This is a genomic window from Nocardia sp. NPDC058705 (assembly GCF_042749305.1).
Taxonomy (GTDB): Bacteria; Actinomycetota; Actinomycetes; order Mycobacteriales; family Mycobacteriaceae; genus Nocardia.
In genome coordinates this window covers 517,014-534,043 of the sequence record NZ_JBHYRN010000001.1, presented here as the reverse complement: position 1 = coordinate 534,043, position 17,030 = coordinate 517,014, and the positions used below count along the sequence as shown (strand labels likewise).

Genomic DNA, 17,030 nt, shown 5'->3' with positions numbered 1-17,030 from the left:
TGTGGGATCTCGCCTACCGGCGACCATCCGTGACGCGGGGACGTGGCTGCGGCGATTCGCCGCGACGACACCAGGTGCGATCGGGGTGGTCCTCGTCGTGACCACGGTGGCCTGTGTGGTCGCCGGATCGACTGTGGGACAACAACTCGACGCCAAGATCGTGCGCACCGAACAGGTCCTCGACCGGACCGAACCCCTGGCCTTCGCCGCGCAGAGCCTGTACGTGTCGCTCTCGGCGGCCGACGCGGGTGCGGCGACGGCATTCCTCTCCGGCGGCATCGAATCACCGCAGGTACGAGACAGTTACGAGCAGGCGCTGGCCGAAGCCGCCGCGGCCCTGGCGGAAGCGACGGCCGGTGCCGCCGACGCGCAGACCAGGGCGATCGTGGCCCGCATCGCCGCCGACCTGCCGACCTACACGGGCTTGGTCGAGACCGCCCGCGCCAACAATCGTCAAGGCTTCCCGGTCGGCTCGGCGTACCTGCGGCAAGCCTCCGATCTGATGCAGACCTCCCTGCTGCCCAATGCCGAACAGCTGAGCAAGGCCCGTTTCGCGGCCGTGCGCGAAGATCAGCAGCGCATCGGCGCACTCCCGTGGACGAGCATCGTGGGACTACTGCTGGTCCTGGTCGCGTGTTCGGTGGGCTCGGTGGCGCTGCTGCGGCGCACGAACCGCCTGGTGAACACCGGAATGGCGTTCGCGTTCGGTGCGGCCCTGTTCGCTCTGCTGTGGACCGTGGGCGCCACCCTCACCGCCGCGCAACTGCTCGACACCGGTCGCGCCGGTGCCGGTGCGCGCGTGGAGAACCTGGCAGGCGCCCGCATCCTGGCCCAACAGGCCCGCACCGACGAAACCCTGGCCCTGATCACCCGTGGCGACATCACCGCCACGGAGAAGGCCTTCCAAACCCACAGCGACGACCTGGGCGGGCGCCTCACTGCCGCCGGTGGCGGCGACTCCGATGCCGAACGCGCACTGACGAATTGGCGAGCGGGCCACAACGCCCAGCGCACCGCCTACGAGAAGGCCGACTACAACGGCGCGGTCACCCAAGCCATCGGCACCGGCCCCGACAGCTCGGCCACCAGCTTCGCCCGCCTCGACCAGGAACTGCGTGACGACCTCGGCCAAGCCCGCGACGACCTGCGCGACGGTGTCGCCGCCGCCGGAAACTCGCTGACCCTGAGCCCCTTCGGCACCTTGCTCCTGCTGCTTGCCGCGGCAGCCGCGGTGATCAGCGGACTCTGGCCACGCATAAAGGAGTTCCTGTGAAGCGGCCCTTGCTGATCGCGTTCGCCGTTGCCCTGCTGGTCGCGGGTTGCGGTGACGCACCCGAGCCGTCGGCCATCCCCGCCACCGCGGTCGCACCCCCGCTGCCCGGCGCCGAAGCGATCACCTCGGCCCCGACCGCCGAGGGCACCGGGAACTGCGACACCGAAGCGACGTTGGCGCCGACCGGGGCCCAGCCGCGACCTGGCGCGATGCCGTCGGGATCGGCGATGGCCGCGATCGTCGCGAACGGCAGGCTGCGGGTTGGCGTGGACCAGAACACCTACATGTTCGGGTTCCGCAATCCCACGACCGGCAGGCTAGAGGGTTTCGACATCGACCTCGCCAGGGAGATCGCGCGCGACCTGTTCGGCGATCCGGACAAGATCGAACTGCGCTCCGTCACCGCCGCCGACCGCATCCCGCTGCTGCAGGAGAAGAAGGTCGACATGATCGTGCGCACCTTCTCGGCGACCTGCGAACGCCGCCGCGACGTCGACTTCTCCAGCGTGTATTACCGTGCGTCGCAACGCATCGCGGCCCCGCGCGGCTCCGGCATCACCGGTGGCGCGGGGCTGGCGGGCAAGCGGGTGTGCGTGGCCAAGGGCACCACCGCCGCCGCGCCGCTGTTCGACCTGTCGCCGCGGCCGGAGGTGCTCGGGGTGACCAACTGGACCGACTGCCTGGTGGCCCTGCAGCAGGGCAGCGTCGACGCGATCAGCGGCGACGAGCCGATTCTGGCGGGTCTGGTGGCCCAGGACCACAATCTCGAAGTCGTCGGCCAGCCGATCGGGGCTGGCGCGTACGCGGTCGGCGTGCCGCGTGGCAGCGACGAGCTGGTGCGTTTCGTCAACGGCGTGCTCGACCGCACCCGCATCGACGGCACCTGGGAGCGGATCTACGCCGAGCACCTGTCGACGCTCGGTCCGTCGCAGGGTCCGCCGCGGCCCGGGTATGCCAGATGACCTGGCCGATGCTCGGCGTGCTCGAAATCGACCGTGAACTGGCCGCGCGCACAGCGGAATTGGCGAAGGTGACCACGACGCTGTTGGAACTCGACCGCCACCCCGGCCTCGCCCTGGTCCGGCGCTACCCGCCGACGGGAGAGACCGCGCGACGCTGGGTGCCGGTGGAGAAAGCGCTCGGTGAGCTCTGGGAGGAGCTGGGCCGGGTGCGCACCATCCTCGGCGAGGCCGACTCCGTCCGCGCGGGGCGCGCCAAGCTCGACGATCGCGGACGCGCCAGGCTCACCGAACTGCTGCGCGGACGCCCGCACGAAGTGGCCAGGATCCCGATTCCCTTGGCGCAGCGCGGTCTCACCGGCCCCAGCGAAACCGTCGTGACGGTCGGTATCGCCGATTGCCTGGACCGGATGCGGGCCGCGTTCGCCTTCGTCGCCCCGTTCGCTGACGAGATCGCGGCGGTCGATGCTCGGGTGCTGGGTGCGCTCGGGCCGTTGCAGCAGCGCGTCGAACAAGCCCGCGGTGCCCTGGACGCGGCCGCCGAACCCCTCGCTACGCTGTTGCGTCGCGCGGGCACCGACCCGCTCGGCTTCGGACCGGGCGAGATCGACACCGCCCTCGCCTCCCTCGCCGCGCTGATCGACACCGAATCCGCCCGCCACAGTGAACATCTCGCGGTCGCGGCCGACCTGCCCGGCGCCGTCGCCGCCCTGCGCGCACGGTTGGCCGATCTCGGCGAACTCCAACATCGCGCCGACGACACCGCCACCCAGGCCGCACACAAGATCGAGACCGGAGCGCTGCCCGACGGTGGCGAACCGGCCGCCCGGCTGCGCGCCGAACTCGACACCCTCGGTGACACGCCCGACCGCCCGACAGTGGAACACCTCCTCGCGCTGCGCGTGCGTGTCGGTGATGCGGACGAAAAGGCCACGCGGCGAGAAGAATTGGCGCGTGGGTTGCTCGACCGCCGCGCCGAACTCCGCGGCCGACTCACGGCCTACCGCGCCAAGGCTTCCCGGCTCGGCGTGAGCGAGGACCGTGACGTGCTCGCCGCCGACCGGATCGCGGCCGGGCTGCTCACCCGCACACCGTGCGATCTTTCCGCGGTCACCCGCGCGGTCGCCGACTATCGTTCGATCATCGGGGAGAAAGCGGGGCGGACAGCATGACATGTAATGAACCGGGGTGCGGCGGCACGATCGAAGACGGCTACTGCGCGCTGTGCGGTACCGCTCCGGTCGCGAGCCCGCCGCAGGCGCCGCAGCCCCGTCCCAATCGGTCGGGGCGCACCACCGCGCAACCTCGCAGCGGCAACCGCCAGGCACACCCGGCGCCCCTGCCTGTTCCCGGTGCCTGTGGCGAACCCGATTGCGGCGGCACGATCCTCGACGGTTACTGCGACACCTGCGGCACCGCTCCTGCCTCGGTGACGGGCCCGCTGCACAGTCCGTCCGCGTCGACAGTCAGCGCGAGTGGACGCACCTCGGGCCGATCGGTGCGCACCCGGTCGGGCTCGGCGCGTTCGGCCGCGCGCGGCAGGCTCGGCGCCGGACTGGTCGAAGTGCCTCCTGTTCCGCGCGTAGACCCGGCCACGGCCGTGCTCACCGACCCACAGGTCCCCGAATCCGACCGCTTCTGCGGCAAATGCGACAAGCCCGTCGGCCGCGGCCAGGCAGGCGTGCCCGGCCGCACCTCCGGGTTCTGCCCGAACTGCGGCACCCGCTATTCGTTCGTACCCCGGTTGCGCGCAGGCGATCTCGTCGGCGGCCAATACGAAGTGGCCGGCGCGCTCGCCCACGGCGGCCTCGGCTGGATCTATCTGGCCACCGACCGGGCCGTCAACAAGCGCTGGGTGGTACTCAAGGGCCTCATCGACACCGGTGACGCCGACGCGCTGGCGGCGGCGCTGGCCGAGCGGCGGTTCCTCGCCGAGGTCGACCACCCGAACATCGTCAAGATCCACAACTTCACCGAACACGCCGACGCCGACGGCGAGCCCGTCGGCTACATCGTCATGGCCTACGTCGGCGGCACCTCGCTCAAGCAGATCCTGCGCGCCTACCGCGCCGAACACCAACGCTATCTGCCGCCCGCGCAAGCGATCGCCTACGTGCTGGAAATGCTGCCCGCCCTCGGCTACCTGCACGCGCGCGGCTGGGCGTACTGCGATTTCAAGCCTGACAATGTGATGCAGACCGAGGAACGGCTCGAGCTGATCGACCTCGGCGCGGTCATCGCGATGGACGATCGCACCAGCCCGATCTACGGCACCCTCGGCTACCAGGCGCCCGAGATCGCCGAGACCGGGCCGACCGTGGCCACCGAGATCTACACCGCGGGACGCACGCTGGCCGTGCTGATGATGCGCGTGCCATCGGTCGACGGCAAACTCGGCCCGCTGCCCGGCCCCGACACCGAACCGATACTGGCCGAACACGATTCGCTGTACCGGTTCCTGCAGCGGTCCACCGACCCCGACCCGCTGGCCCGATTCGCGTCGACGAGCGAAATGGCCGACCAGCTCACCGGCGTCCTGCGCGAGGTCCTCGCAACCGGCGACGGCATCCCGCGCCCCGGCATGTCCAGCCAGTTCGGGCCCGCGCGCGCGGTCTTCGGCATCGACAGCGCGACACCCGAACCCGCCGCCCTTATCACCGGGCTGCCCGCTCCACTGGTCGACCCCGGCGACAGCGGCGCCGCCCTGCTGGCGACCACCGACGCCGCGACCCCCGCCGAACTCGAACAGGCTCTCACCGCCGGATTGCGCGCGGTGGTCACCGGATCGGGCGAGTCGGTCGAGATCCCGCTGCGCCTGGTCCGCGCCGAACTCGAAGCAGGCGATGCGGCCGCGGCACTGACCCGCCTCACCGCGCTGGACGCCGACCTCGAATTCGACTGGCGCCCGATCTGGTATCGCGGCCAAGCCGCCCTGCTGACCGGCGAGTATGCGGCTGCCGCAGCGGATTTCGAGTCCGTCTACGCGGCGCTGCCCGGTGAACCCGCCCCCAAACTGGCCCTGGCAGCCGCACTGGAACTCGGTGCCAAGGCCCGCGCCGAGAACCCGGATACCGAAGCCTCGCCGCCGGCTGAGATCGGCCGCGCACTGGCGCTCTACGAAACGGTCTGGCGCACCGACCACACCTACCTGTCCGCAGCCTTCGGCGCAGCCCGACTGCGCCGCACCAACCGCGACCGCGCCGGCGCGGTCGCGGTCCTCGACCAAGTCGACCGCACCTCGTCGATGTTCTCCGAGGCCAGAGTCTCCGCCGTCGAAACCTTACTGGCGCAGCGTGATCCGGCCGAACTCGACGAAAACCTGCTGCGTGAGACCGGCGAGCGCGTCGACCGACTGCGTCTGGACTCGCGCACCCGCACCGCGCAGGTGCGCATGTTCGTGCTCGAGGCGGCACTGAACTGGATCCGGTCGGGACAGCGACCGAGTACACCAGGCAAGCTATTGGACGTGGAATTCACCGAGCAGGGCGTGCGGACGGGATTGGAACGATGCTTGCGGACACTGGCGCGCGAGGCCGACGACATGTGGACCCGATTCGATCTGGTGGACCAGGCGAACTCGGTGCGACCGAGGACCACCCTGTGAGCGCGCCGGGCTGCCCGGACTGCGCGGGATCGGCGCGGGCGGGGTTCCGCTTCTGCGAAGGCTGCGGTCGCGAACTCGGGGTGCGCAAAGTCGCACTGCCAGTACATGATCCGGTCGCTGTGCCGCAGTGTTCGACCTGCGGTGAACGTCGCTACGAGGGCGGCGTCTGCGTCAAATGCGGCAGCCCGAAACCGATCCCGGACCGCTTCGAGGAAGACCTCGGCTCGGTGTATGTGCTCACCGATCGCGGTATCAGCCACTCCCGCAACGAAGACGCGGTCGCGGCCGCGGTCCGCGAGGGTGACGGCATCCGGGTGATCGTGGTCAGTGACGGCGTGTCCACCTCCCAGGATCCCCAGGCCGCTTCCGGCAACGCCGCCCGCGCCGGTGTGGACGCCACGCTGGCCGCACTCGCCGAAGGTCGGTGCGACTCCGATGCCGTGATGGCAGGCCTGGCCGCGGCCACCGCCGCGGTACGAGGCATGTCGCGCACGCCCGAATACGCGCCGTCGTGCACCTACGTGTCGGCGATCGTGCGAACGACGCCGGTGGGCACCGACATCACCGTGGCCAATGTCGGTGACAGCCGGGCGTTCTGGCTCGCCGCCGCCGATCCTTCCGCCTCGCGCAGGCTCAGCGTCGACGACTCGTGGGCCCAAGCCCTCGTCGACGCGGGCGCCCTGGACGAAACCGCCGCCATGAACGACCCGCGCGCGCACACCCTGATGCGCTGGCTGGGTGCCGACGGCAGCGAAGCGCCGTGGTCGGAACGCTGCCTGCAGCGCATGACCGCCACCGAAGCAGGCACGGTGCTGCTGTGCAGCGACGGCATGTGGAACTACCTGCCAGAGGCGATAGCGCTGGCCGGTTTCACGGTCGAAACCTCATCGCAGGCCGCGGCGCGCGCCCTCGCCGATTTCGCCTTGAACAGCGGGGGCAGCGACAACATCACGGTCGCGCTCGTACCGGTGCCCGCCCTGCTCGAACCTGGAGTGTCATGAGTTCCCCTGAGACAGCCGGTATTTCGATCGCCGTCGACCAGAACGAATTCCTCGCCGAAGGTGCGAGTGTGGTGGACGCGGTACTGACCGTGACCACCGGCCCCGAGCTCGCCGCCGTCGCGACCCCACCGCCGCGCCTGGAAATCCTGATCATCGACTGCTCCGGCTCGATGGGCAACAAGCGCAAATTCGAGAACGCGCGCAACGCCACTCGCACCGCGCTCGACGAGATCCCCGACGGCACCGCGTTCGCCATCATCGAGGGCACCGAATCGGCCCGGATGATCTACCCCACCAACAACGTCATGTCCGCGCCCGCCGACCGCTCGCATCGCAGCGCGGCCAAGCGCGCGCTGGACAAACTGCGCCCCGACGGCGGCACCGCCATGGGTTCGTGGCTGGCGCTGGCCCGTCAGGTCGCCGCCGCGCACCCCGGCGCGCAGGCGCACGCGATTCTGCTCACCGACGGCAAGAACGAACACGAGACCCCGCAGCAGCTCGCGACCGAACTCGACCGTGCCGAAGGGCTTTTCGTCTGTGACTGCCGCGGCGTCGGCGACGACTGGGTCGCCGAGGAACTGCGCAAGATCGCCTCGAAACTGTCCGGTGACGCGAACATCGTCGCCGATCCGAAGGACCTGGCAGGCGATTTCGCCGCGATGATGCGCTCCTCGGCCGCCCGCGTGATCCCCGAACTGACACTGAAGGTCTGGACCCCCGCCGGTGCGCGGGTGCGGATGGTCAAGCAGGTGTCGCCGGTGCTCGAGGACCTGACCGGCCGCCGGACCGACGCGGGCGCGCAGGTGGGGGAGTACCCGCTGTCGTCGTGGGCCGCCGAGGAGCGGGAATACCACGTGCAGATCGAACTGGAACCGGCCGCGCCGGGCCGGGAGAAGCTGGCCGCCCGGTTGAGCGTGCTGGCCGGTGACGAGGTCCTCGGCCAAGGCCTCGTGCGCGCGGTCTGGACCACCGATTCGACCCTGTCGACCCGCATCAGCACCCGCGTCGCCCACTACACCGGCCAGGTCGAACTCGCCCAAGCCGTCCAGGAAGGCCTCGCAGCCCGCCGCAACGGCGACGTCACCACCGCGACCGCGAAACTGCGGCGCGCGGTGGAACTGGCCGCCGCCTCCGGCCACGAATCCACCGCCAAACTGCTGCGCGGGGTGGTCGAGGTCGAACACGACGGCACGGTGAAGCTGCGCGGCCAGGTCGCCGCGGCCGACGAACTCGCCCTCGACATCCGTTCGACCAAGACCGCCAGGGTGCGGCCGGAGGGCGGCTGACATGCCGATGTGCGCGGACGGGCACACCTCGCAGTCGACCGACTACTGCGATGTGTGCGGTTCGGCCCTCGGCAGCGCGCCGCAGGCCGACCCGTCGTCACTGCGGCTGTGCCCCCACTGCCAGGCACCGACGAGCGGCCGCTTCTGCGAAAGTTGCGGGCACGATTCGGCTTTGCCGCCCGCCGCCGAGTCCAGGGCAGGGGATCGACCGGCCGCGGCCGACCCCTTCCGAGCTGGTGCGCGATCTGATCCGGCACGGGCAGGCACCGAATCAGGGCCTGTCGACGTCTCCCGCGGGAATGCGCGGCTCGACTCGTCGGGGACCGCCGGGGCCGATCCGACCCGGGCCGGTGTGCAGCCTGGGTTCGACCCCACCCTGATCGCGGGCACGCCACCGCCTGGTTCAAGGACATGGATCGCCCGGATCTTCGCCGACCGCGAGTTCTACGCGCGCGTCCAAGCCCGCAAAGGCCCCGATGCCGAACGCGTCGAATTCCCTGACTTCTATCCCGAACGCCGAATCATCTTGCGCGGCAATCAGTTCCTGATCGGAAAACGATCGGCCTCGCAGGGCATCGTGCCCGAGATCGACCTCGGCATCGCCCCCGTCGATATCGGCGTCTCTCGCGCGCATGCGATGATCCAGGTAGATCAGGGCGGCGCGCTCACCATCACCGACCTCGGTTCCACCAACGGAACCAGCCTGGACGGCGCCGAAGCCTCGATCACCCCGCAGCAGGCGATCGCCCTGCGCGAAGGCAGCCGGATCCACGTCGGCGGCTGGACCACCATCGCGATCACCGCGGAAGCGTAGACGCAGCTGTTCACCGAAACGTAGGGTCGGGGCCATGACGAAGTTCGACGGGAAGACCTGCCTGATCACCGGCGCCGCCAGCGGCCTCGGCCGCGCCACCGCCTTCGCGGCCGCCGCCAAAGGGGCGTCGCTCGTCCTGACCGACATCACCGCCGACGCCCTCGCCGCCACCGCCGAGGAACTGCGCGCGACCGGCGCCACCGTGCATCTCGCGCACGCGGCCGACGTCAGCGACCATTCCGCCGTGGTCGGTCTGGCCGCCCACACCTTCGACGCGGTCAGCCACGTCGACATCGTCATGAACGTGGCAGGCATCGCCACCTGGGGCACCGTCGACAAACTCACCCCCCAGCAGTGGCGTCGCACCGTCGACATCAACCTGATGGGCCCCATCCACATCATCGAAGAGTTCATCACCCCGATGATCACCGCGGGCCGCGGCGGTCACCTGGTGAATGTTTCCTCGGCGGCAGGCATCTTCGGCCTCCCGTGGCACGCCCCCTACAGCGCCACCAAGTTCGGCCTACGCGGCGTCTCCGAGGTCCTGCGCTTCGACCTACGCCGCCACAAGATCGGCGTCAGCCTGGTCTGCCCCGGCGCCATGTCCACCCCGATGGTCGACACCGTCGACATCGCGGGCATCGACCGCGACAACGCCGCCCTGAACAAGGCCATCGGCCTGTTCATGCGTCACGCCGTCACCCCCGACCAGGCCGCCACCGCCGTCATCAAGGGCGTCGAACGCAACCGCTACTGGGTCTACACCTCCCGCGACATCCAACTGGCCCACTGGGGCCAACGGTATGTTCCCTACGGCTACACCCTCGCCATGCGCGGCCTCAATTCCGCCATGACCAACTACGTCACCAAGAACGAGCTGGTGCGCTAGGCGTACCTCCGCCTTCGCTCCGGCCATGAACGCCGGCGTGCTTGCTAAACGAGGTCGCTGGGGTCGGTGTTGGCTCCGCACAGAATCACGCACACGCGTTCGCCGGGTTCGGGCCGGTATGCAGGGCCCGAACCTGTGTCGAGCAAGGCCGCCATGGCGGTCGCGGCGCCGTTTTCGACAGCGATCCGGTGTGAGTCCCACAGCTGTTGCCGGGCCGCGCGGATCGCGTCGTCGGGCACCAGCAGTGAGCGCACACTCGGATGCTGAGCTGCGTCGAGGGCCATCGCGGAAACACTCGGAGCACCGAGGGAATCAGCGGCGATCGAGTCCACGGTGACATCCACCGGGTGGCCTGCTTCGAGGGCGGCGTTCAGCGACCGACAGCCCTGCGGCTCGACAGCCACTGTACGAATCCCGAAATGCTGTGCGGCGATCGCGGTTCCGGTGAACAACCCACCGCCACCGACGGCGACGAGCACCGTGTCGAGGTCGGGCCGTTGCGCCTGGATCTCCCGCATGAGCGTGCCTGCCCCAGCGGCGACGAGCGTATTGTCGTAGGCATGGGCGGCCAGCGCTCCACTGGTCTCGGCGAACTCCCGGCAAGCGGCCAACGCTTGCTTATATTCCGGACCGATCAGTCGTACCTGCGCGCCGTAGTCACGAAGTCGACCGATTTTGACCGCAGGCGCGGTCTCGGGCAGAAACACCGTCGCGGGCACCCCCGCCTCCCGTGCCGCCCACGCACACGCCAACCCGGCATTGCCGCCCGAGGCGATCGTCACACCCGCGTCCGGCAACGTCCCCGCTGCGGCGTGCGCGCGCATGAAATTCTGCGCGCCGCGAGCCTTGAAGGAGCCGGTGAACTGCAAGAACTCCAAGGCGAACCAGAGCGGGTTCGTCCCTGGTCCGGCCGGTGCGACGGTGATCGGGCGAACAAGTCCGTCGATGCGCGCCGCAGCGGCTTCGATGTCAGCAAAAGTCGGGGTCACACCCACGATGATGCCACTGGATCGACCCCGTCGAACTGCGTGTTGACCGGCCGAATTGTTACGACGGGTTTACGCCACGAGCAGTCTGGGTACATAACAGATCGGTAACAAGCTCGAAGGCGGGTAGTCGTGTCGGTCTGGGGACGCGAAAACCCCCAGTGCACCGGCGCACGCCCGGCGTGTCAGCAAAGGATGTGCACACACAATGAGCGAGCGAAGCGAGCGGGCAAACACAGCCGCCATCGCGGTCATGACGGCGCCGAGCGTCAGCGAGGTGCTGGCATGAGCGCGAACCTGATGATTGTGGACGATGACGTCCAGATGCGGGGAGACCTGCGTCGCGCGATGGAGGACGAGGGTTACGCCGTCGCTGAAGCGGGCGTTCCCTCGGATGCCCTCGATCGGCTGCGCAGCGACGGCCCACCCGATCTGATGATCGTCGACCTGATGCGCGGTGAGGCCGACGGCTTCGACTGCATCAGAGAGATCCGTCGCGACCACGACGTGCCGATCATCGTGATCAGCACCCGGTACGACACCCACGACGTGGTCGCGGCCCTGGAGGCGGGGGCCGACGACTTCGTGAGCAAACCGTTCGAAATCAAAGAGATCACCGCCAGGATGCGCGCGCTCCGCCGTCGCGCCCGCATCACCGCCGACCGCGACACCACCCCCGAGGCGGTCCTCGACGCCGATCCGCTCACCCCGTTGGTGCTCGCCGCCGACGCGGGCGCGGTGCGACGCGGTGCCGAGGAGATCCATCTCACGGTCACCGAATTCCGGTTGCTGTGCGAGCTCGCGGAGACCCCCGGCAGAGTGCTGAGCCGGTCCGTGCTGCTCGAAAGAGTATGGGACCAGGGCTTTTTCGGTGACGAGCGGATCGTCGATGTTCATGTCCGACGGCTGCGTACCAAGATCGAACGCGACCCCTCCGATCCGCGCATCGTGGTTACAGTGCGTGGACTCGGGTACCGCCTGGACGTGCAGTCGTGTTAAACGATTCGTCATACAACCGCAAAGAGGTCGACACAAAGACCGCAAAGTCTGCTGGGCACCTTAGATGTATGACAACGTCCACCATGTCCATCGAGCCGACTGCCAGCGCGGCGGCCCCTGGTTCGGAACCGAGATTGCGTCATCCACGACTGGGCGATGGTGCGCAGCTGTGGCGGATCGCCCGCGACTCGCAGGTGCTCGACGTCAATTCCAGCTACGCGTACCTGCTGTGGTGTCGCGATTTCACCGCGACCTCGCTGGTCGCCGAGATCGACGGTCAGCCGGTCGGGTTCGTCATCGGGTATGTGCGCCCGGACGCTCCTGACACGCTGTTCGTCTGGCAGATCGCCGTCGACGCGCAATGCCGTGGCCGCGGCCTGGCCGCCAAGATCCTGCACGCACTGCTCGATTCGGTAGCGCACGCGGGCATCACCACGCTGGAAACCACGATCTCACCCGGAAACACCGCCTCCCAGGCGCTGTTCTCCGCGGTGGCCCGGGAACGCGGTGCCGATTTGCGCACCGAGGACCTGTTCGAAGAAAACGATTTCCCCGATTCACACGAGGCCGAGCTGCTGTATGTGATTTCACCGGCTCAGCGCCAGGAGGAACGACGATGATCACGACCACCGACACCAGCATTTTCGAGGCCATGGAATCGAATGTGCGCGGATACTGCCGTGACTGGCCGGCCATCTTCAGCACCGCCGAAGGCGCCTGGCTGCGCGACGAACAGGGCCGCGAATACCTCGACTTCTTCGCAGGCGCCGGCGCGTTGAACTACGGACACAACAACCCGATCCTGAAGAAGGCGCTGCTCGACTACATCGGCGGCAACGGCATCACCCACGGTCTGGACATGTCGACCGTGGCCAAACGCGAGCTACTCGAGACCTTCCGCGACACGATTCTGTCGCCGCGTGGCCTCGACTACAAGGTGCAGTTCCCCGGCCCGACCGGCGCCAATGCCGTCGAAGCCGCGCTCAAGCTGGCCCGCAAGGTCACCGGGCGCAAGACGATCCTGAGCTTCACCAATGCCTTCCACGGCATGACCCTGGGCGCGCTGGCAGTCACCGGCAACGCGGCCAAGCGCGCGGGTGCCGGTGTGCCGCTCGAGCACTCCACCCCGATGCCCTACGACGGCTACTTCGACAACACCATCGAGGACTTCGGCTGGATGCAGCGCGTCCTCGACGACAGCTCCTCGGGTTTCGATCGCCCCGCCGCGGTGATCGTGGAGACCGTGCAGGGTGAGGGCGGCGTCAACCTGGCCCGTGCCGAATGGCTGCGCCACCTGGCCGGACTGTGCGCCGCGCGCGACATCCTGCTCATCGTCGACGACGTGCAGATGGGTTGCGGTCGCACCGGCCCGTTCTTCTCCTTCGAGATCGCGGGCATCACCCCCGACATCGTCACGCTGTCGAAGTCGATCAGCGGTTACGGCCTGCCGATGGCGCTGGTCCTGCTCAAGCCCGAACACGACGTGTGGTCGCCGGGCGAGCACAACGGCACCTTCCGCGGCAACAACCCCGCCTTCGTCACCGCCACCGCCGCCCTGCGCGAGTACTGGGCCGACGACAAGCTGGCCCAGCGCACCGCCGAGAACGGCGCCTACGTGGGCCGCACGTTGAGCGCGGTCGCCGAACGCCACGCCGGAGTGTCGACCCGTGGTCGCGGCATGGTGCACGGCATCGTCTTCGACGACCCGTCGCAGGCGGGCAAGGTGTGCCGCACCGCGTTCGAACAGGGCCTGCTGGTGGAGACCTCGGGTTCGATGGACGAGGTCGTGAAACTGTTGCCGCCGTTGACTCTGGCCGGCGACGAGCTCGACCAGGGCCTGTCGGTGCTGGTCTCCTCGATCGACACCGTCTGTGGTGGTGCCGCATGATCGTGCGCACCACCGAAGAGATCACCGGCACCGAACGTGATGTGGCAGGGCCGGGTTGGCGCAGCAAGCGCATCGTGCTCGGTGGTGACAAGGTCGGCTTCTCGTTCCACGAGACGACGATCGAGGCGGGCACCGTCCACAAGTTCCACTACCAGAATCATGTCGAGGCGGTGTGGCTGGTCGAGGGCGAGGGCAGTCTGCTCGATCTCGACAACGAGACCGAGTACCCGCTGGGCCCCGGCTCGATGTACCTGCTCGACGGCCACGAACGTCACCAGGTCACCGCCCGCACCCAGCTGCGCATGCTGTGTGTTTTCAATCCGCCGGTCACCGGCCGCGAGGTACACGATGAGAACGGGGTGTATCCGCTGATCATCGAGGAGGAGGACGCTGCCAGTGTCTGAGATGTTCGACCGCTACTCGACCCGGTTGTCCGAGCCGGCCCCGCACGTCGAACGCACCGACCCGACGGCGTGGGGAGAAATCACCTCGCCCGAGTTGGCCGGTTTCGACGCGAACGGTTTCGCGACGATCCCCGACCTGCTCACCCCCGACGAGGTGGCAGCCTTCGGCGCCGAGATCGGCCACCTGGCGGCCGACCCCGTGCTCTACGGCGACGAACGGGTAGTGGTGGAACCTGTTGCCGGACAGGTGCGCTCGGTGTTCGAGGTACACAGGCTCAGCAAGCCGATCGCGGAGTTGATCACCGAATCGCGGATCGTCGGCCTGGCCGAGCAGATCCTCGGAACACCGGTGTACCTGCACCAGACCCGGGTGAACTACATGCCCGGTTTCGGTGGTAGCGGTTTCGCCTGGCACTCCGATTTCGAGACCTGGCACGCCGAGGACGGCATGCCGGCTCCGAGGGCGGTGAGCTTGTCGATCGCGTTGACCGACAACTACCCGTTCAACGGCAGCCTGATGTTGATGCCCGGCTCGCACCGCACCTTCGTGCCGTGCCTGGGCGAAACACCCTCCGGGCACTATCGGGAGTCGTTGCGCGAGCAGCGAATCGGTATCCCGACCCCGGACGACATCACCTTCCTCGCCGCCCGCTACGGCATCACCCAGTTCACCGGGCGGGCCGGTTCGGCCCTGCTGTTCGACTCCAACCTCATGCACGGTTCGTCGAACAACATCACCCCGTTCCCCCGCTCGAACATCTTCCTGGTGTTCAACAGCGTGGACAACGCCCTGGTCGAGCCCTACGCGGCTCCCCAGCGCAGGCCACAACACATCGCCGCGCGCGATTTCACCCCAGTTCGTGAGGGCGTGGCGGAAAGTGTTGGCGCACTGGCGGATCAGTCCCGCTAGGGCAGCTCGGACAATGCGGTGAGACAGGCCGCCGCTCGCGGATCGTCGCGGGCGGCGGCCTTCCACCATTGTTCTGCTGCGGCGCGTTCGCCTTGCTGCATCAGGAGAGCGCCGAGGTCGTAGGCGGCACCGCTGTGGCCTGCCTGCGCGGCTTGGGTCCACAGGATGCGGGCCGATGCGTGTTCGCCGCGTTCGTGCATGGCGGTTCCGAGGTCGTGCAGGGCGCTGCCGACACCTTGGCTCGCCGGTCGTGGGGGAGGGGGCGCGATGGCGACGTCGGTCGGGGGATCGGCAGCCGCCGCAAGGGAGACGGCCGGGAATTCGACGGGGTTCGGGAGTCCGACAGGCTCGGAGGTGATCGGGGCGATCGGGCCCGTGGTGAGTTCGACGACCAGTTCGTTGAAATCGGGTGTGCCGGGCCCGGTGCTGCACCACAGCGTCGACGCCCCGTCGGGGAGCAGATCGACCACCATCCCGTAATTGCCGGTCCAGGACTGATGCGCGCCCGACCCCGCGACCCAGACCGGCGTGAGCGTGAACAGCGCGTCGGGTGCGTCGGCGGTCACCGAGATGTCGATGCCCGCGGCGAGGGCTTCGTACCAGATGTCGACGCCCGCCAGGGATCTCCCGTCCAGATTCACGTGTCCGTCGTGCACGGAGAGCCCGAGCCCAAGGCCCGTCACGTCCTCGGGTGCCATCACCGACAGCGCGCGCAGGTGGACCGCGGTCGTCCCGGCGGGCAGCGCCTCGGTGTACATCGGGTACACCGCCGCGCCGCACCATTCGATCGGATCGGCGCCGCGGTAGCGCTGATCGAGCGGAATCGATTCGCTGCGACGTTGCGCGCCGGGATCATTCATCGGTGGAACCCACCCTTTCCGCTGTCACGCCCCCTCGCGGTGCCGCACGGTCCGCGGTTGCGCGCTACACCGTACTCGTGTCTACGTGGGGCCGTGGCGGATTCGCGCGTCCGCGCTCAGACGGCGACCGATTCGCCGATCTCCTCCTCGACCGCGGCGGGCGCGATCGGCTCGGGCGCGTGGCGCGCCTCGTACCGACCCGCCACCACGACGAGCACCACACCGACCGTCAGCCAGGCGAACAGCCCGAACAGGCGGGAACCGAATCCGGCGCCACCGTCGAAGTAGAGCAGGCTGCGCACGCCTTCGACGAAGTCGGCGCCGTTCCAGAACGAGTGCAGCGCACCGAAGAAGCCGTTCTGCAGTTCCGGTCCGTAGACGCCACCGGAGGTGGTGAAGTTCAGCATCACGAACAGGGTGATCAGGGCCAGCGTGGTCCAGCGCTTCAGGAACGTGTGCAGGCCGATGCCGATCAGGATGATGCCCGAGGCGTAGAGCCAGGCGATGCCGAACACGCTCGCGAGGTTGCCGTCGATCACCCCGAACACCGGACCCGCCACGAGAACGCCGATGAGGCTGACGATCATCGCCGTCACCACCCCGACCGCCGCGCGCACCCGCATCCGCAACATCGCGCCCGCCGCACCGATCACCGCGACGCTGCCGTACGCGCCGACGCTCAACGCGACCAACAGGAAGAAGATGCCCTGCCCCGTCGGGTCACCGCCGGCCTTGGTCGTCACATCGGTGACCACCAGCGGCACACCCTGATGATCCGACACCGACCGGAAGGCCACCTCCGCGGCCATCGCACTGGTGTCGGAGCTCGCCGTCGCGACGAGCAGTTCCGGCTTGGTCGCGTCGGGCACATAGGCGCCGACGAGCTCGCGGTTGTTCAGCGCGCTGATGGCTGCCTCGCGGTTGGGCACAGTGATCATGTCCAGGCCGGCGCCGCCCTTGTCCTTCATTGTCTGCGCCAGCACCATCGACTGCGGTGAGTCGCCGACGACAGCGAGCGTGAGATTGTTCGGCTCGGGCTGGTGGAACGCGCCGAGGTAGGCGAAGGCCATGCCGAGACACATCAGCAGCGGTGTCAGCAGATGACCGGCGATGTGCCGGAACTGGGTGCGAGTCATCGAGGGAAATCTCCAAACGGT

At 68.7% G+C, this 17,030-nt stretch carries 16 protein-coding genes; 13 read left to right on the top strand and 3 right to left on the bottom strand.

Going from position 1 to position 17,030, the window contains the following annotated elements:
- Position 1: 1 nt before the first annotated feature.
- Genes ACFW6D_RS02315 through ACFW6D_RS02280 form a run of 8 tightly spaced genes read left to right on the top strand, consistent with a single transcriptional unit; the run spans position 2 to position 9,826 of the window.
- On the top strand, positions 2-1,273 hold the full coding sequence (locus ACFW6D_RS02315; protein WP_379323918.1) for a hypothetical protein: 1,272 nt from the start codon (positions 2-4) through the stop codon (positions 1,271-1,273).
- Positions 1,270-2,235 carry a glutamate ABC transporter substrate-binding protein gene (locus tag ACFW6D_RS02310; RefSeq protein WP_379323916.1) on the top strand — a complete coding sequence of 322 codons (966 nt, stop codon included), beginning with the start codon at positions 1,270-1,272 and terminating at the stop codon, positions 2,233-2,235. Before ACFW6D_RS02315 ends, ACFW6D_RS02310 begins: the two co-directional genes overlap by 4 nt.
- Positions 2,232-3,404: a hypothetical protein gene (locus ACFW6D_RS02305; protein WP_379323914.1), complete on the top strand. Its 1,173-nt coding sequence runs from the start codon at positions 2,232-2,234 to the stop codon at positions 3,402-3,404. Before ACFW6D_RS02310 ends, ACFW6D_RS02305 begins: the two co-directional genes overlap by 4 nt.
- Entirely contained in the window at positions 3,401-5,836 is a 2,436-nt protein-coding gene (locus ACFW6D_RS02300) for a tetratricopeptide repeat protein (RefSeq protein WP_379323912.1), read from the top strand. Before ACFW6D_RS02305 ends, ACFW6D_RS02300 begins: the two co-directional genes overlap by 4 nt.
- Positions 5,833-6,837, top strand: coding sequence for a PP2C family protein-serine/threonine phosphatase (locus ACFW6D_RS02295; protein ID WP_379323910.1), 1,005 nt, complete (start codon positions 5,833-5,835; stop codon positions 6,835-6,837). The genes ACFW6D_RS02300 and ACFW6D_RS02295 overlap by 4 nt, the downstream gene beginning before the upstream one ends.
- On the top strand, positions 6,834-8,123 hold the full coding sequence (locus tag ACFW6D_RS02290; protein WP_379323908.1) for a VWA domain-containing protein: 1,290 nt from the start codon (positions 6,834-6,836) through the stop codon (positions 8,121-8,123). The genes ACFW6D_RS02295 and ACFW6D_RS02290 overlap by 4 nt, the downstream gene beginning before the upstream one ends.
- Before the next feature lies 1 nt (position 8,124).
- Positions 8,125-8,937, top strand: coding sequence for an FHA domain-containing protein (locus ACFW6D_RS02285; RefSeq protein WP_379323906.1), 813 nt, complete (start codon positions 8,125-8,127; stop codon positions 8,935-8,937).
- A gap of 34 nt (positions 8,938-8,971) precedes the next feature.
- Positions 8,972-9,826, top strand: coding sequence for an SDR family oxidoreductase (locus ACFW6D_RS02280; protein WP_379323904.1), 855 nt, complete (start codon positions 8,972-8,974; stop codon positions 9,824-9,826).
- A 44-nt stretch (positions 9,827-9,870) separates the two neighbouring features.
- Here the strand turns inward: ACFW6D_RS02280 and ACFW6D_RS02275 are convergent, their stop codons facing one another.
- The gene (locus ACFW6D_RS02275) at positions 9,871-10,815 is read right to left on the bottom strand and encodes a threonine/serine dehydratase (RefSeq protein WP_379323902.1); all 945 of its coding nucleotides are present in this window, start codon (positions 10,813-10,815) and stop codon (positions 9,871-9,873) included.
- 282 nt (positions 10,816-11,097) lie between these two features.
- Between ACFW6D_RS02275 and ACFW6D_RS02270 the strand changes: the two genes are divergently transcribed.
- The 5 genes from ACFW6D_RS02270 to thpD all read left to right on the top strand — a co-directional run bounded on the left by ACFW6D_RS02270 (position 11,098) and on the right by thpD (position 15,013).
- Positions 11,098-11,811, top strand: coding sequence for a response regulator transcription factor (locus ACFW6D_RS02270; protein WP_379230338.1), 714 nt, complete (start codon positions 11,098-11,100; stop codon positions 11,809-11,811).
- A gap of 68 nt (positions 11,812-11,879) precedes the next feature.
- Entirely contained in the window at positions 11,880-12,431 is a 552-nt protein-coding gene (gene ectA, locus ACFW6D_RS02265) for a diaminobutyrate acetyltransferase (protein ID WP_379323900.1), read from the top strand.
- Entirely contained in the window at positions 12,431-13,699 is a 1,269-nt protein-coding gene (ectB, locus tag ACFW6D_RS02260) for a diaminobutyrate--2-oxoglutarate transaminase (RefSeq protein ID WP_379324227.1), read from the top strand. Before ectA ends, ectB begins: the two co-directional genes overlap by 1 nt.
- Entirely contained in the window at positions 13,696-14,103 is a 408-nt protein-coding gene (locus ACFW6D_RS02255) for an ectoine synthase (protein WP_379323898.1), read from the top strand. Before ectB ends, ACFW6D_RS02255 begins: the two co-directional genes overlap by 4 nt.
- 1 nt (position 14,104) lies before the next feature.
- Positions 14,105-15,013, top strand: a complete 909-nt coding sequence (gene thpD, locus ACFW6D_RS02250; RefSeq protein ID WP_379324225.1) for an ectoine hydroxylase — start codon at positions 14,105-14,107, stop codon at positions 15,011-15,013.
- On the opposite strand, the gene ACFW6D_RS02245 is transcribed toward thpD, so the two are convergent.
- Together ACFW6D_RS02245 and ACFW6D_RS02240 are read right to left on the bottom strand one after the other, a co-directional pair.
- Positions 15,010-15,873, bottom strand: a complete 864-nt coding sequence (locus ACFW6D_RS02245) for a tetratricopeptide repeat protein (RefSeq protein ID WP_379323896.1) — start codon at positions 15,871-15,873, stop codon at positions 15,010-15,012. The genes thpD and ACFW6D_RS02245 overlap by 4 nt on opposite strands.
- 116 nt (positions 15,874-15,989) lie before the next feature.
- Positions 15,990-17,009, bottom strand: a complete 1,020-nt coding sequence (locus ACFW6D_RS02240; protein ID WP_379323894.1) for a hypothetical protein — start codon at positions 17,007-17,009, stop codon at positions 15,990-15,992.
- Positions 17,010-17,030: the final 21 nt, after the last annotated feature.

Bases quoted from the DNA above. Each gene is read 5' to 3' on its own strand.
- ACFW6D_RS02255 (WP_379323898.1), top strand. From the start codon at position 13,696: ATGATCGTGCGCACCACCGAAGAGATCACCGGCACCGAACGTGATGTG.
- ACFW6D_RS02280 (WP_379323904.1), top strand. From the start codon at position 8,972: ATGACGAAGTTCGACGGGAAGACCTGCCTGATCACCGGCGCCGCCAGC.
- ACFW6D_RS02240 (WP_379323894.1), bottom strand. From the start codon at position 17,009: ATGACTCGCACCCAGTTCCGGCACATCGCCGGTCATCTGCTGACACCG.
- ACFW6D_RS02285 (WP_379323906.1), top strand. From the start codon at position 8,125: ATGCCGATGTGCGCGGACGGGCACACCTCGCAGTCGACCGACTACTGC.
- thpD (WP_379324225.1), top strand. From the start codon at position 14,105: ATGTTCGACCGCTACTCGACCCGGTTGTCCGAGCCGGCCCCGCACGTC.
- ectA (WP_379323900.1), top strand. From the start codon at position 11,880: ATGACAACGTCCACCATGTCCATCGAGCCGACTGCCAGCGCGGCGGCC.
- ACFW6D_RS02290 (WP_379323908.1), top strand. From the start codon at position 6,834: ATGAGTTCCCCTGAGACAGCCGGTATTTCGATCGCCGTCGACCAGAAC.
- ACFW6D_RS02245 (WP_379323896.1), bottom strand. From the start codon at position 15,873: ATGAATGATCCCGGCGCGCAACGTCGCAGCGAATCGATTCCGCTCGAT.
- ACFW6D_RS02300 (WP_379323912.1), top strand. From the start codon at position 3,401: ATGACATGTAATGAACCGGGGTGCGGCGGCACGATCGAAGACGGCTAC.
- ACFW6D_RS02270 (WP_379230338.1), top strand. From the start codon at position 11,098: ATGAGCGCGAACCTGATGATTGTGGACGATGACGTCCAGATGCGGGGA.
- ACFW6D_RS02305 (WP_379323914.1), top strand. From the start codon at position 2,232: ATGACCTGGCCGATGCTCGGCGTGCTCGAAATCGACCGTGAACTGGCC.